This is a genomic window from Streptomyces coeruleorubidus (genome assembly GCF_028885415.1).
GTDB classification, from domain to species: domain Bacteria; phylum Actinomycetota; class Actinomycetes; order Streptomycetales; family Streptomycetaceae; genus Streptomyces; species Streptomyces coeruleorubidus_A.
The window spans coordinates 7,492,885-7,506,862 of record NZ_CP118527.1 but is presented as its reverse complement, the minus strand read 5'-3'; the positions used below and the strand labels follow the sequence as shown (position 1 = coordinate 7,506,862).

11 protein-coding genes are annotated in these 13,978 nt (G+C 68.4%); 3 read left to right on the top strand and 8 right to left on the bottom strand.

Annotated features, from left to right (window positions below; all coding sequences use genetic code 11):
* Positions 1-24: 24 nt before the first annotated feature.
* Positions 25-1,479: an N-acetylglucosamine/diacetylchitobiose ABC transporter substrate-binding protein gene (gene ngcE, locus PV963_RS34780; RefSeq protein ID WP_274820431.1), complete on the bottom strand. Its 1,455-nt coding sequence runs from the start codon at positions 1,477-1,479 to the stop codon at positions 25-27.
* 666 nt (positions 1,480-2,145) lie between these two features.
* Between ngcE and PV963_RS34775 the strand changes: the two genes are divergently transcribed.
* Positions 2,146-4,131: an alpha-glucuronidase gene (locus PV963_RS34775; protein ID WP_274820430.1), complete on the top strand. Its 1,986-nt coding sequence runs from the start codon at positions 2,146-2,148 to the stop codon at positions 4,129-4,131.
* Here PV963_RS34775 and PV963_RS34770 read toward each other — a convergent pair.
* Positions 4,125-6,158, bottom strand: a complete 2,034-nt coding sequence (locus PV963_RS34770; protein ID WP_274820429.1) for a beta-galactosidase — start codon at positions 6,156-6,158, stop codon at positions 4,125-4,127. The genes PV963_RS34775 and PV963_RS34770 overlap by 7 nt on opposite strands.
* 57 nt (positions 6,159-6,215) lie before the next feature.
* On the opposite strand from PV963_RS34770, the gene PV963_RS34765 reads away from it, so the two are divergent.
* Complete coding sequence (locus PV963_RS34765; protein ID WP_274820428.1) at positions 6,216-7,448, top strand: RNA-guided endonuclease InsQ/TnpB family protein; 1,233 nt, start codon at positions 6,216-6,218, stop codon at positions 7,446-7,448.
* Here PV963_RS34765 and PV963_RS34760 read toward each other — a convergent pair.
* Genes PV963_RS34760 through PV963_RS34740 form a run of 5 tightly spaced genes read right to left on the bottom strand, consistent with a single transcriptional unit; the run spans position 7,438 to position 12,044 of the window.
* Complete coding sequence (locus tag PV963_RS34760; protein WP_274820427.1) at positions 7,438-8,121, bottom strand: hypothetical protein; 684 nt, start codon at positions 8,119-8,121, stop codon at positions 7,438-7,440. The genes PV963_RS34765 and PV963_RS34760 overlap by 11 nt on opposite strands.
* Complete coding sequence (locus PV963_RS34755; RefSeq protein ID WP_274820426.1) at positions 8,118-8,477, bottom strand: hypothetical protein; 360 nt, start codon at positions 8,475-8,477, stop codon at positions 8,118-8,120. Before PV963_RS34755 ends, PV963_RS34760 begins: the two co-directional genes overlap by 4 nt.
* Positions 8,474-10,129: an extracellular solute-binding protein gene (locus tag PV963_RS34750; protein ID WP_274820425.1), complete on the bottom strand. Its 1,656-nt coding sequence runs from the start codon at positions 10,127-10,129 to the stop codon at positions 8,474-8,476. The genes PV963_RS34755 and PV963_RS34750 overlap by 4 nt, the downstream gene beginning before the upstream one ends.
* A gap of 56 nt (positions 10,130-10,185) precedes the next feature.
* Positions 10,186-11,058, bottom strand: coding sequence for a carbohydrate ABC transporter permease (locus PV963_RS34745; protein ID WP_274820424.1), 873 nt, complete (start codon positions 11,056-11,058; stop codon positions 10,186-10,188).
* Complete coding sequence (locus tag PV963_RS34740; RefSeq protein ID WP_274820423.1) at positions 11,052-12,044, bottom strand: ABC transporter permease; 993 nt, start codon at positions 12,042-12,044, stop codon at positions 11,052-11,054. Before PV963_RS34740 ends, PV963_RS34745 begins: the two co-directional genes overlap by 7 nt.
* A gap of 232 nt (positions 12,045-12,276) precedes the next feature.
* On the opposite strand from PV963_RS34740, the gene PV963_RS34735 reads away from it, so the two are divergent.
* Entirely contained in the window at positions 12,277-13,272 is a 996-nt protein-coding gene (locus PV963_RS34735; RefSeq protein ID WP_274820422.1) for an acetylxylan esterase, read from the top strand.
* Positions 13,273-13,376: 104 nt separating this feature from the next.
* Here PV963_RS34735 and PV963_RS34730 read toward each other — a convergent pair whose 3' ends face one another.
* Positions 13,377-13,787 (bottom strand): MmpS family transport accessory protein, encoded by a 411-nt coding sequence (locus tag PV963_RS34730; protein ID WP_274820421.1) that lies wholly within the window; start codon positions 13,785-13,787, stop codon positions 13,377-13,379.
* Positions 13,788-13,978: the final 191 nt, after the last annotated feature.

The following is a 13,978-nucleotide window of genomic DNA, read 5'->3' as shown; positions in this document are numbered from 1 at the left end:
TTGCGGAAAAAGTTTCCGGTGCCGTTACTGGTGCTTGTAGTGCTTGATGGAGTCGTCCTTGGCGGCCTCGTCGGCGTAGCCCTGGATCTTTTTGATGGCCTCGGCCGGGGTGAGGCGGCCGGCCATCATCTCGCCCAGGCCGGAGACCCCGATCTTCTCCTTCTGCAACTGCACGTACCAGTCCTGGAGGCGGGGATTCACCACGTTCTCGCCCGCCTTGTCCAGCGCCGCGACACCCGATTTCAGACCAGGGGTGAGGGCGATGCCGTCGGTGCCGCCGTTGTACGCGGTCAGCGACTTCACCTTGCTGGTGAAGTTCTTCGACGACGCCTCGCTGAGCATGATGCGCAACTGCTCCATGCCGCCCTCGGCGTTCTTCGCCTTGGCCGGGACGATGAAGGGCTCGCCGCCGGAGGCCCAGATGGTGCCGAAGGGCAGCTTGTCGGAGGTGTCGAGGCCGGTGGGCGCGGAGACGGCCAGGTCGAAGTCCTTCGGGATGACGTTCGCCGACTCGTTCTCCACCCAGGAGCCGTTCGGGATGAACAGCGCCTTGCCCTGGGCCCAGGCGGTCTGCGACTGGATGTGGTCCAGGCCCGGGGTGCCCTTGAGGATGTAGCCCTTCTTGTAGAGCTCGTAGTACGCGTCGAAGCAGGCCTTGACGGCCGGGTGCTTCCAGGCGTTCGGCTCCAGGTTGTCGATGGCGTCGAGGACCTCGCGGCCGCCGACCTTGCCGATCATCGGGTAGAGCGAGAAGGGGAGGTAGTACGGGTACTTGCCCGCGTACGTCCAGCCCGCCATGCCCTTCTTCTTGGCCTTCTCGCAGACCGCGAGCATCTGGTCCCAGGTCTCGGGGTACTGCTCGTCGAGCGAGTCCAGGGCCTTCTGCGAGTACCAGACGCCGTAGACCGTGTAGGCGTAGTAGAGGATCCAGACCTTCTCGCCGTCGAACTGGCCCATCTCGACGATGCCGGGGCGCAGCGTGTCGCGGACCTTCTTGGCCGGGTCGTCGTAGGAGGGCGCGTCCAGCAGCGGGGTGAGGTCGGTGAGCTGGTTCTTGCCGACCAGGACGCCCATGTCCATCTGTTCGGCGCCGGAGTTGTCGATGAGGTCCGGCGGGGTGCCCTGGTTGAAGCGGGGCTGGAGGGTGGACTGGATCTTCTGGGTGGCGGAGAACTTCACCTTCGCCTTGGGGAAGTCCTTCTCGTAGATCTTCACGGCGTCCTCGGCGTACTCCTTGCCGAAACCGCCGTCGAACAGGACGAATTCCATGCCCGCGGTGTCGTTGACGCCGAGCGGGTTCTTCGCGGTCTTCTTGCCGGCTTTGGCCTTGTCCCCGCTGTCGTCGCCGCCGCTGCTGGCGCAGGCGGACAGGAAGCTCATCGTGGGAACGGAGATCAGCCCGAGCGCGGCGGACCTTTTGATCAGATCACGGCGGCCGACTCCTTCGGTGCCGTGGTTCTCGGCGGAAGTGGATCCCATGCTCAAGTCCTCGCCTTCTCCAGGACTCAGGCGGTGAACCGGATCCTTCCCGGCACCGCGATCGGGTCAAGCTGGGTCGTGCAGGAAGTGCGGGTGGTGACGTGCGGATCGTGTGAATCGTCCGACAGGTATAGTCCACTTCCCGCCAGCGGATCAACATCGAACACAGGGTTGGCCGTGGGTCTTATCCGAGTTGAGACCTCGCGGAAAGTCGAGCGCTTCGCCTGTAACCCAGCGGAAAAATCCCGGTCGTCACCCCCGAACGCCACAGCCAACACCCTTGACACTCTCCGGCACCTGGGCAACCACTGGTCCTTGCGCTCGAAGTTGACAACGTTGTCCACTGCGCAGGGAGGGTACCCGTAGACGCAGCGGAAAGCTCGGCACAGATGGGGTCCGGCGGTCGTGTCGGCGGCCGTCCTCGCTTTGGCCCTGGGATCCCGGGGCGTTGCGGTCGCACTGCCCGAAGCGCCCGAGAAGGCCGACCGGAGGTTCGCGTCCTCTTATGAGTCGGACGACCCGGTTCCGGAGTAATTTGAATCCTCCCCTCCTCGCGTTCAGCGTGAGGTCACCGGGTACGTACGAGAAGTACCGCCTGGTCCTCGACGGCGAGGGCACGTCGGCGGAGGTCGAACTGCTCGCCCGAGCAGCCGAGTTGGGGGTCTGATGCCGCTTCCCGTGCCCGTCTTGCCCGAGGGTGTCGATCCGGCCTGGCTGCCGTCCGCCGCCTTCCGGGCGGTCGGCAGCCGGCGGACGCTGATCCGTGGATCGGGTGCGCTGGTGGAGACGGTGCACGGGGAGGTGGCGGAGGCCTGCCGGCGGTTCGGGGGGCGGGTCGTGCGCGACGTCCAGCCGGGCGAGGGCGCGTACGACCTGGTCCTCGACCCGGGTGCCGACGGCTTCGGCGAGGAAGGCTTCACATCCGCGCGTGAGGGCGGCACGACGACCGTCACCGCCTCCGGCGGACGGGGGCTGCTGTACGGCCTGTTCCATGTCGTGCGGCTCGGCGAGGCGGCGTTCACCGGCGCGTGGGCTCGGGAGACGCACCGCCCCGCCCTCGCCCTGCGCATGCTCGACCACTGGGACAACGTCGCCGTGCACCCGGTCATGGGCCAGGTGGAGCGCGGATACGCGGGCGGCTCGCTGTTCTGGGAGGACGGGCGGGCGCGCGGCGACCTGGAGCGGGTGCGGGCGTACGGCAGGCTGCTCGCGGCCTGCGGGATCAACGCGGTCGCCGTCAACAACGTCAACGTGCACGAGACCGAGGCGCACCTGCTGACCGACCGGATCGGCGAAGTGGCCGCGATCGCCGATGTGCTGCGGCCCTATGGGATCCGCACACACCTGTCCGTGTCCTTCGCCGCGCCGGTGGTGCTCGGTGGACTTCCCACGGCCGATCCGCTGGGCGAGGCGGTGCGGGCTTGGTGGGCAGCGGCGACACGATGGGTGTACGAGGCGATCCCCGACTTCGGCGGGTACGTGGTGAAGGCCGACTCGGAGGGGCAGCCGGGCCCGTTCGCGTACGGCCGCACTCACGCGGACGGAGCGAACATGCTGGCCGCCGTGCTCGAACCGTACGGCGGCACCGTCCACTGGCGGGCGTTCGTCTACGACCACCGCCAGGACTGGCGGGACCGCACGACGGACCGGGCCCGGGCCGCGTACGACCACTTCGTGCCGCTGGACGGCGAGTTCGCGCCGAACGCCGTGCTCCAGGTGAAGCACGGGCCGATGGACTTCCAGGTGCGCGAGCCGGTCTCGCCGCTGATCGGCGCGATGCCGCGCACCCGGCTGGCGGTGGAGTTGCAGGTCACCCAGGAGTACACCGGGCAGCAGCGGCACGTCTGCTGGCTGGGGCCGATGTGGAGCGAGGTGCTGCGGTTCCGGCACGAACCGGAGTCGTCCGTGGGGGAACGGGCGCGGGGCGGGCTGGTCGCCGTGTCCAACGCCGGCGACGATCCGTTCTGGACCGGGCATCCCCTCGCCCAGGCCAACCTGTACACCTTCGGACGGCTGGCCTGGCGGCCGGACACCGAGCCGCGTGAGGTGCTCGACGAGTGGATCGGGCTGACCTTCCCGGAGGTCTCGGAGCGCCTGTCCGACGGGCTGCACGCGGTGCTCGACGGCTCGTGGCGGACGTACGAGAAGTACACCGCTCCGCTCGGCGTGGGATGGATGGTGCAGCCGGGCCACCACTACGGGCCCAGCGTCGACGGCTACGAGTACAGCCCCTGGGGCACCTACCACTTCGCCGACCGGGACGGCATCGGCGTCGACCGCAGTGTGGCGACCGGCACCGGGTACGCCGGGCAGTACACCAAGCCGTGGGCCGAGCTGTACGAGTCGCCGGACACCTGCCCCGACGAGCTGCTGCTGTTCTTCCACCACGTGCCGTACGGACATCTGCTGACGAGCGGGAAGACCGTGATCCAGCACATCTACGACACGCACTTCGAGGGCGTGGAGGAGGTCGAGGAGGCCCGGGAGGTGTGGGCCTTGCTGGCCGGGCTGGTGGACCCGGCACGCCACGCCCGGGTGGCGGAGCGGTACGAGGAGCAGCTCCGCAGCGCCCGCGAGTGGCGCGACCAGATCAACAGCTACTTCTTCCGCAAGTCGGGGGTGCCGGACGAGCGGGGGCGCCGGATTTACTGAAGGATCGCCACGCCCAGCGGGTCGAGGACCAGGGGTTCGCCCTGCTCGACCCGTTTGCCGGTGAGCAGGTCGGTGACGGTGGTGCGGGCCGTCAGGTGGGCCGGTTCGGGGGCGTGGTTGAGGAGGAAGAGGAGGGGGGTGCCGTCGGGGGTGACACGGGTGGCGGTCTCCACCGCGGGGTGGTCGGCGTAGGGGCCGAGCAGGTCGTGGCGGGCCAGGATGCGGCGGACGACCTCGTCGACGCCCGGCTGGTCGAGGGCGGTGGCGACGTACCAGGCCTCGCCGTCACCGAACTGGTTGCGGGTCACAGCCGGGGTGCCCGCGTAGAAGTCGGTGCCGTACGTGGCGACCGGTTCGGCGCCGCGTGGGAGCACGATCTCGAAGACGAGCCGTGCCTCGGCCGGCAGTTCGGGAAGGGGCTGGGTGAACTCCGGGGGGCGGGCGTCCCATTCGTCCACGCGGATGCCCATGAGAGGGGCGAGCGGGCCGGGGACGTCGGTGAGGAAGGCGCGGTCGTGCTCGTCGACGCGGCCGGAGAGGAAGGTGGCCAGGACCGTGCCGCCGCGGGCGGCCACTTCTTCGAGGCGGGTGGCGAGGTCGCCCTTGACCAGGTGGAGGACGGGGGCGAGCACCACCTCGTAGGGCGCGAGGTCGGCGGTCTGCGGGATCACGTCCACGTCGGCGCCGGCCTCGCGGGCGGCCCGGTAGTAGGCGTGGACCACGTCCGGGTACTTGACCGGCCGGGACGGGCCGTCGGAGATCTCCAGGGCCCACCAGCTGTCCCAGTCGAAGAGGAGGGCGGTGCGGGCCGGGGTGCGGGCGCCGAGGGTCCGGTCGCCCAGGGACTCCAACTGCCGTCCCAGCTCGGCCACTTCGCGGAAGACCCGGGTGTCGTCGCGGCCCGCGTGGCCGATGACCGCCCCGTGGTACTTCTCGCAGGCGCCCCGTGAGGCGCGCATCTGGAAGTAGAGGGCTGCGTCCGCGCCGTGGGCGATGGCCTGGAAGGTGGCGAGGCGGAGTTCGCCGGGTCGCCGGAGCGGGTTGACGTCACGGCAGGCCGTAGTCGACGGCGTCTGCTCCATCAGCCAGAAGGGGGCGCCGTCCTTCAGGCCGCGCATCAGGTCGTGGGCGAGGGCGGGCCGGGTCGGCGGGGCGTCCAGGGGCGGGTAGTTGTCCCAGGAGGCGAAGTCGAGGTGGGGCGCCCAGCGGTGGTAGTCGAGGGGGCGAAAGGTGCCCATGAAGTTGGTGGTGACGGGCGTGTCCGCGTCGTGGGCGCGGATCACCTCCTTCTCGGCCAGGAAGCAGCCGAGGAGGGCGTCGGTGGTGAAGCGGAAGTAGTCGAGGGTGATGCCCTGGAAGGCGGTGTGGTCGGGGCCGCGCCAGTGTTCGGTGAGGGCGTTCGGCGGCTCGATCTGGTCCCAGTCGGTGTAGCGGTGCGACCAGAAGGTGGTCCACCAGGCGTCGTTGAGGGCGTCGAGGGTGCCGTGGCGGTCGCGGAGCCATTCCCGGAACGCCTCGGCGCACAGCTCGCAGTAGCAGACGCCGCCGTACTCGTTGTTGATGTGCCAGGCGAGCAGGGCGGGGTGGTCGGCGTACCGTTCGGCGAGGCGGGAGGCCAGCGCCGTGGCGTGCTCGCGGTACGCCGGTGAGCTGGGGCAGAAGTTGTGGCGCTGGCCGTAACGGTGGCGGCGGCCCTCGAAGTCGGTGCGGTTGACCTCGGGGTGGCGCTTGGCGAGCCAGGGCGGGAGGGCGGCGGTGCCGGTGGCCAGACAGACCCGGCGGTTCTCCGCGGCGGCACGGTCCAGGATGCGGTCCAGGACCGTGAAGTCGTAAGTTTCCGGGGCTGGTTGGGTGAGGGACCAGGTGAACACGCCGACGGTGAGGGTGTCGATGCCGGCCCGGGTGAACAGGCGGTGGTCGTCGTCCCAGACGTCCTCGGGCCACTGCTCGGGGTTGTAGTCACCGCCATAGGAAACCTTGGAGACGTTGGGGAGGTCACCGCGGTTACTGCTGGTTGGCGCCGTCATGGGAACTCCTTCAGAAAAACCACCGAACTCACAAGGCAGAGTGGTAGTTTGTGAGCTATGGCCACTCATGTGAAGCGGGCGTTCAAGTACCGCTTCTATCCGACCGATGCGCAGGCAGCCGAGCTGTCTCGCACGTTCGGCTGTGCGCGCAAGGTCTACAACATGGCGCTCGCTGCCCGGACTGAGGCCTGGGCACGCCAGGAGCGTGTCAACTACAACCAGACCTCGGCAATGCTGACGGAGTGGAAGAAAACCGAGGAGCTCGCCTACCTCAACGACGTGTCCTCCGTACCGCTTCAGCAAGCCCTGCGGCATCTGCAGACCGCGTTCACCCACTTCTTCGCCAAGCGCTCGAAGTACCCGCGCTTCAAGAGCCGCAAGAAGTCGCGCCGAAGCGCTGAGTACACCACGTCCGCTTTCCGTTTCCGCGATGGCAGGTTGACGCTTGCCAAGATGAGCGGGCCGCTGAACATCGTGTGGTCGCGGCCACTGCCGGAAGCGATGATGCCGTCGACGGTGACCGTTTCCCAGGACAGCGCGGGTCGATGGTTCGTATCCCTGCTGTGCGAGGACTCGAGCGTGAAGCCGTTGCCCCCGAACGGTGGGGTGGTCGGTATCGACGCGGGGCTTGACCACCTGCTGACACTCTCCACCGGAGAAAAGATCACCAACCCCAGGCACGAGCGGCGTGACCGCATGCGGCTGGGGAAGGCACAGCGTGAGCTGTCGCGCAAGAAGAAGGGCTCGAAGAACCGCGAAAAAGCCAGGCGACGCGTGGCCCGTGTACACGCGCGGATCACCGACCGCCGACGGGACCATCTCCACAAGATCACCACTCGACTCGTGCGTGAAAACCAAACGCTCGTGATCGAGGACTTGACCGTTCGCAACCTGTTGAGGAACGGCCGCCTCGCCCGCGCCATCAGCGATGCCGCGTGGGCCGAGTTCAGGAGCATGCTGGAGTACAAGGCGAATTGGTACGGCCGCGAAGTGATCACGGTCGATCGCTTCTTCCCTTCCTCCAAACTGTGCTCCGCCTGTGGTGCCCTGCAGGACAGGATGCCACTGCACGTCCGTGCATGGACGTGTGATCGTTGCGGCACAACCCACGACCGGGATGTGAACGCCGCGAACAATCTTCTGGCCGCCGGGCTGGCGGCATCGGCCTGTGGAGCCGGTGTAAGACCTCAACGGAGAACTCCGAGCGGGCAGTCGGCGACGAAGCAGGAAGTCGACGGGGCGACCCGTAGAACTCCCCTCCTACGGGCGGGAGAGGAAGTCAAGCCGTGAACTCCTCCTGGGTCTCGGCGATCACCGTGCGGCTGCCGTGCAGCAGGGACAGCAGCAGCAGGGCGGCCAGCAGGGCGGCCACGGCCTCGGTCAGCAGGGCGGTCAACGCGGCCGTCAGGACGAGCAGGGAGGCGGCGGCGAGGGTGGCCCGGCCGTGCCGGAAGAGGAAGTACCCGGCCAGGCGGGCGGTGTCCCGGGCGCGGAAGGCGAACAGCGAGGTGAGGACGAGGGCGTGCGCGCCCCAGAGGAGGGAGCCGGCGCCGATCGCCGCCAGCAGCAGCGCCCACCAGGCGGGCAGGCCGGTGGCGGAGAAGTGGGTCAGGGTGAAGGCGATGACCGTCAGCCAGGCCAGCAGGGGTGTCCACAGCTTCAGCGCCGGTACGGCGTTGAGCCGCCAGCCGCGCAGGAAGGCGCGGGCCGGGTGCAGTTCGGTGAGGTCGCGGCTGCGGTGGTGGAGGGCGTAGAGGGCGGCGGACAGGGCCGGCCCGGCGGGCAGGAGGCACAAGGCCGCGAGGGGCAGGTTGGCGGGGTCGGGGCCGAGCAGGAGCAGTCCGGCCAGTCCCGGGGAGGCGGCGAGGAGCAGCAGCGCCTCGACGGTGAGGACGGTGTGGATCAGGGCGGATGCGCGGGAGAGGGCTCCGGTGCCGAAGTCGGAGGTGCGTACGGTGCTCATGCCGCCTCCCGGCCGGGCAGGCGCCACTCGTCCCACCAGAGCGGGGTCCCGTCGGCGGCCGGGGTGAGCTCGACGAGGGTGACCTCGTGGCGGCCCAGGGTCAGGGGCAGGTAGACGCGGCCGGCGTCGGCCGTCAGTCGCCGGTGGGTGCGCGCAGACTCGGCGGACTCCGGGAAGCCCCGGCGCAGGACCAGACCGACGCGGCCGACGTCAGCGGCCGGCCACCGACAGGCGCACGCAGACTCGGCGGAGCCCGGGAAGCCGCGGCACAGGGCGAGGTCGTGGCGGCCGGTGCCGACGCGGTGTCGCCAGGCGCCGGTCAGCCGGCCGATCGGCGCGTCGGGGACGCGGATCACCCGTTCTCCTTCTTGAACCGCTCGTACGCCTTGTTGTGCAGGTCGACGAGCTGCTGCATGTTCTTCGACTTCAGTTCGGCGAGGTAGGCGTTCCATTCGGACAGCGGACGCTTGCCGAGGACGAACTGGAGGGTGTTCTGGATGACGGTGTCCTTGAGCGGGGTCTCCCAGAGGGTCGCCTGTTCCTGCTCGAAGGACTGGAGCGGGTGGGCCGGGTCGACGGGCAGCTGCTCGCGCTGGGTCATGGCGTCCTGGAACCTCTTCTCGTCCGGGCTGAACGAGGAGGAGACCAGGTCCCAGGTGCCGCCGTAGGTGAAGACGCCGTTGAAGAAGCCGTAGTCCTTCTGGAGATCCTTCGGGGCGTCCGGGTCGGAGCCCATCAGGGAGATGCCGGGCTTCGGCCGGGGCCGGCCGCCGGACTCGGTGTAGGTGACGCCCTCGACGCCCCACTTGCAGAACTTCTGGCCCTCGTCGGAGTACCAGAGCCAGTCGAGGAACTGCATCATCGCGACGAAGCTGTCGCTCTTGAGGGCCTTGCCGGCGACCATGACGCCGTTCTCCAGGCGGGTGCCGCCGAGCACGACCGGGCCGGCCGGTCCGAGGGGCACGGGGACCATCTCGATCTTGGCTCCGTCGACCTGTTTCTCCAGGTTGTAGCGGTAGTTCTGCACCAGCTCCTGAGGGTTGGCGCTGATCGCGTAGGACTTCTCGGCGAGCAGCTTCTGCACGGCCTGGTCGTCGGTCTGGCTGAAGCTCTCGGGGTCCATGAGCTTCTCGGCGACGAGCCCCCGCAGGTACTCGACCATCTGGCGGTAGGCGTCCTGGGCGCCGGTGAAGACGAACTTCTGCGCCTTGTGGTCGAAGCTGATGTTGTCGTAGCTCCATCCGGCCCGGACGCCGAAGGCCTGGCCGAGGTAGCCGAACAGGGCGCCGCAGGGGAACGGGGTGTTGGTGCTCCAGCGGTCGGAGAAGGGGTACGTGCCGGGGTACTCCTCCCTGAGCGCCTTGAGGACGTCGTAGACCTCGTCCCAGGTGGTGGGCAGGCTCAGGCCGTGCTTGTCGAGGACGTCCGTGCGGAAGGACAGCGAGTAGCCGGACTTGGGCTTCTCGTGCAGGCCGGGCAGCAGGTAGTACTTGCCGTCGGACTGGCGGATCGAGTCGAGCTCGGGCTCCAGCTTCCATTTGCGCACCTTGTCGCGGAAGTTGGGCATCAGGTGGACGTAGTCGCTGACCGCGAGGATCGCGCCCGAGGAGACGAAGGCGACCTCGGAGGGGTGGTACGTCTTCGGGATCAGGAAAGGGGCGTCGCCCGCGCCGATGAGGACGCTGCGCTTCTTCTCGTAGTCGGCCAGCAGGACGTCGACCGGTTTGAGGGTGACGCCGGTGCGCTTGGTGAGTTCCTTCCAGAACAGCCAGCCGTCCTTCATGGGGTAGACGGGGTTGTTGTTGTGCAGCACCGAGAAGGACAGCGGCTTGGCCGCCTTGAACTGCTGCCCGGCCCGGTAGTTCTTCATCGCCCCGTTCTGCTTCTTCGACAGGTCCTTCCCGTCCCCGCCGTCGTCTGAGCTGCCGCAGCCGGTGACCGTCGCGAGGCCGATGAAGCCGGCGGCGGCGAGTATCTGGCGCCGCGACAGCTGTCCTGCGTTCTGCACGGAGACTCCTTCGTTCCGTAAGCGAGTTGTTCCGTAAGCGAGCTGGGAAGGCGGCGTCAGCCCTTGACCGCGCCGAGCATCACGCCCGAGACGAAGTAGCGCTGGACGAACGGGTACACGCAGAGGATCGGCAGGGCGGTGAGGACGATGGTCACCGACTGGATGTTCGCGCCGACCTGGCTGAGCTGCTCCGTGCCCGCGCCGGCGTTGCCGCCGCCGGTGGCGCCCTGGATGAGGTTGCGGAGGTAGACGGTGACCGGCATCAGATCCGTCCGGTCCATGTAGAGGAAGGCGCTGAACCAGGAGTTCCAGAAGGACACCGAGTAGAACAGCACCATCGTCGCCACGACCGCCTTGGACAGCGGCAGGACGATCCTGAGCAGGATGCCGTACGTGCTGAGGCCGTCGATCTGCGCGGCCTCCTCCAGCTCGGTCGGCAGGTTCTCGAAGAAGGCCTTCATGACCAGGAGGTTGAAGACGCTGATCGCGTTCGGCAGGGCGATCGCCCAGACGCTGTTCTTCAGACCGAGGCTGGTGACCAGGATGTAGTTCGGGATCAGGCCACCGGTGAAGAACATCGTGAACACGGCGATCCCGACGAGCACGCCACGCCCCTTGAGGTGCTTCTTCGACAGCACGTAGGCGTAACAGGTCGTCAGCACCATGGCCACGGCCGTCGCCACGACCGTGTACAGCACGGTGTTGCCGTAGTTCCGCCAGAACATCGAGTCCTGGAACACGATCTCGTACGTGGTGAGGTTGAACCCCTTGGGCAGCAGGGTCACCTCACCGGCCCGGATCTGCCGCTCCCCGCTGAAGGACCGCGCGAGGATGTTGACGAAGGGGTACAGGGTCACCAGCACGACGAGGGTGAGGACCACCCCGTTGACGCCCTGGAAGACCCGGTAGGAACAACTCGGCTTCACCACAGGCTCGTCCCCACTGTGCGGCGCGAGAGCTGGTTGGCGGACGTGATCAGGACCAGGCCGATGACCGCCTCGAACAGTCCGATGGCGGCGGCGTAGCTGAAGCTGTTGGACTCCACGCCGGACCGGTACACGTACGTCGAGATCACGTCGGCGGTCGGATACGTCAGCGGGTTGTACAGCAGCAGGACCTTCTCGAAGCCGACCGCCATGAACGCGCCGATGTTGAGGATCAGCAGCGTGACCATGGTGGGCCGGATGCCGGGCAGGGTCACGTGCCAGATCTGCTGCCAGCGGTTGGCTCCGTCGATGCGCGCGGCCTCGTACAGGTCCTCGTCGATCGTGGTGAGCGCGGCGAGGTAGAGGATCGTGCCCCAGCCGGCGGTCTGCCAGATCTCCGAGCCGACGTAGATCGTGCGGAACCACTCGGGTTCCTGGATGAAGCGGATCGGTTCGTGGCCGAACCAGCCGAGGATGTGGTTGACCGGGCCGTCACTGGCCAGCATCTGCATCGTGATGCCCGCGACGATCACGATCGACAGGAAGTGCGGAAGGTACGACACGGACTGCACGAACCGCTTCAGGGAGCGCCGGCGTACCTCGTTGAGCAGCAGCGCCAGCACGATGGGGACCGGGAAGCAGAACAGCAGCGTGAGCCCGCCGATCCACAGGGTGTTGCGGAACACCTGCCAGAAGGTGGGGTCGTTGAGGAACATCTGCACATAGCGCAGCCCCACCCACTCCTCGCCGAAGAGCGACCCGCCCGGCTCGAAGCGCCGGAAGGCGATGACGTTGCCGATCATCGGCAGATAGCGGAAGACCAGGAAGAACAGCAGCGGCAGGATCGCCAGCGAGTACAACTGCCAGTCGCGGCGCAGCGCCCGCCGCCAGCCGGTCCGGGCGGGGTCCCGCTTGCCGCGTCGAGGTGCGGCTGAGGCCGGAGGCGGATCCTCGGTGCCCGGCGGGGCCGACGTGGTGGACGTGCTCATTGCTCGGGCCTCCCGTGGGCATGGGACGCGGAACCGAAACTTTCGAGCTCTTACCGGTAACTTCGCGGCAACTTAAGGGCAGCAGAAAGCGCTGTCAATGGGTGCAGCGGCAGTCGGCTGAGGCGTCTGTGCCGCGTTGGGATCGCGTCGAACCTGGGTAGACCCCAGGGACCTGCCCCCCATTGCCCGTCGCAAGTTTCTGGATGAACACCGACTCCTGCGAGGTGCCGCCGTGCCCGCGTTCGACCTGCCGCTGACGGAACTGGAGCGCCACCGCCCGGACCTCGGGGAGCCCGCCGACTTCGACGCGTTCTGGCTGCGCACCCTGAAGGAGGCCGACCAGGCGGACCCGCTGGTGTCGGTGCGGCCGGTGGAGACGGGCCTGCGGCTGACGCGGACCTGGGACGTGACGTTCCGGGGGTTCGCGGGCGACCCGGTACGCGCCTGGTTCAGCAGGCCGGCGGCCTGCGGCGAACCCCTTCCCGCCGTCGTCGAGTTCGCCGGGTACGGACGCGGCCGGGGTCTGCCGCACGAGCGCCTGACATGGGTGAACGCCGGGTACGCGCACCTGCTCATGGACAATCGCGGGCAGGGCGACGAGTACGGCTGCGGCGGCGACACCCCCGACCCGCACGCCACCGCCCCGGGCGGCCCCGGCGCGGCGGTACGCGGCCTGCTCGCTCCCGAGGACTACCACTACCGGCGCCTGATCACGGACGCGGTCCGCGCGGTCACGGCGGTGCGGGAACTGCCCGGCGTCGACCCCGCGCGCATCGTCGCGGCCGGCAACAGCCAGGGCGGTGGGCTGGCTCTGGCGGTCGCGGGGCTCGTCCCCGACCTGGCGGCGCTGCTCGTCACCGCCCCGCTGCTGTGCGGCATCCGCCGGGCGCTCGACCTCACGGACGCGGGGCCGTACGGGGAGATCGCGTCCTACCTCGCCGTCCACCGGGGCGCCGAGCACGACGCCTACCGCACCCTCTCCTACGTCGAGGGCATCTCCTTCGCCCGTCGCGCGCAGGCTCCGGCTCACTTCGGCGTGGGGCTGCGGGACACGGTGTGCCCGCCGAGCGGGGCGTACGCGGCGTTCAACCGCTATGCCGAACTGACCGGCACGGCACCGCGCAAGGAGATCCACGCGTATCCGTTCAACGGGCACGAGGGGGGTGACGCGGTGCAGGTGCGGCGTCAACTGACCTGGATGCGAGAGGTGTTGGGCGGATCGGAGTGATGACCACAGGGGTTTGCGGTCACCCTTCGGGGTTCGTTGACCTGAGGTCCGGCCGGAGCTCCGGGTGCGGGACGCCGACCCACCCATCGGCCTCGCATTCGGGGCTACTTCCCGATCGGGGACTCCGCGGTGCAGCCGCCGGCGGTCACCAGACCATCGGCACTCTGTTCCTCGATCACCTTGCCCTTGTGGATGATCTTGCATGTGACCTGGGCGCCTTCGGGGTCCGCGGCGACCGGCATGACCGCCGCGGGCATGATGCCGCGCAGCGTGACCGTCTTCTTCCAGGGCAGCTCGGGCTTCGACACAGACTCGACCTTCGGCTCCATGGCCTTGCCACCGCCGCCGTGGAACTCGATCGAGTCGACGTTCTTCCCCGTGACCTCGTAGGTGACTTCGTACGTCTCGTCCACTGCCTTGTCGACCTGGTCGACGGCCTCGGAACAGGAGCTGAGAGCGAGCGCGAGACCGGCGGTGGCGACGGCGCAGACGGCTGCACGGATGGTGCGGTTCAAAGGGATCCCCCCGGATCATGAAAGGTCGGATCCGCAGCCAATCGTGAAGGGAAAGCAAAGTCAACTTCACAAAACCCGACGCCGGTGACGCCGGAATCCTGACCAGCACCCTGCTGCGACAGCCGTAGACAACTGCGCCGCCCGGCGCTAACTTCCGCAACAGCGGGGTGGGAGCGCTCCCATAACGGTGG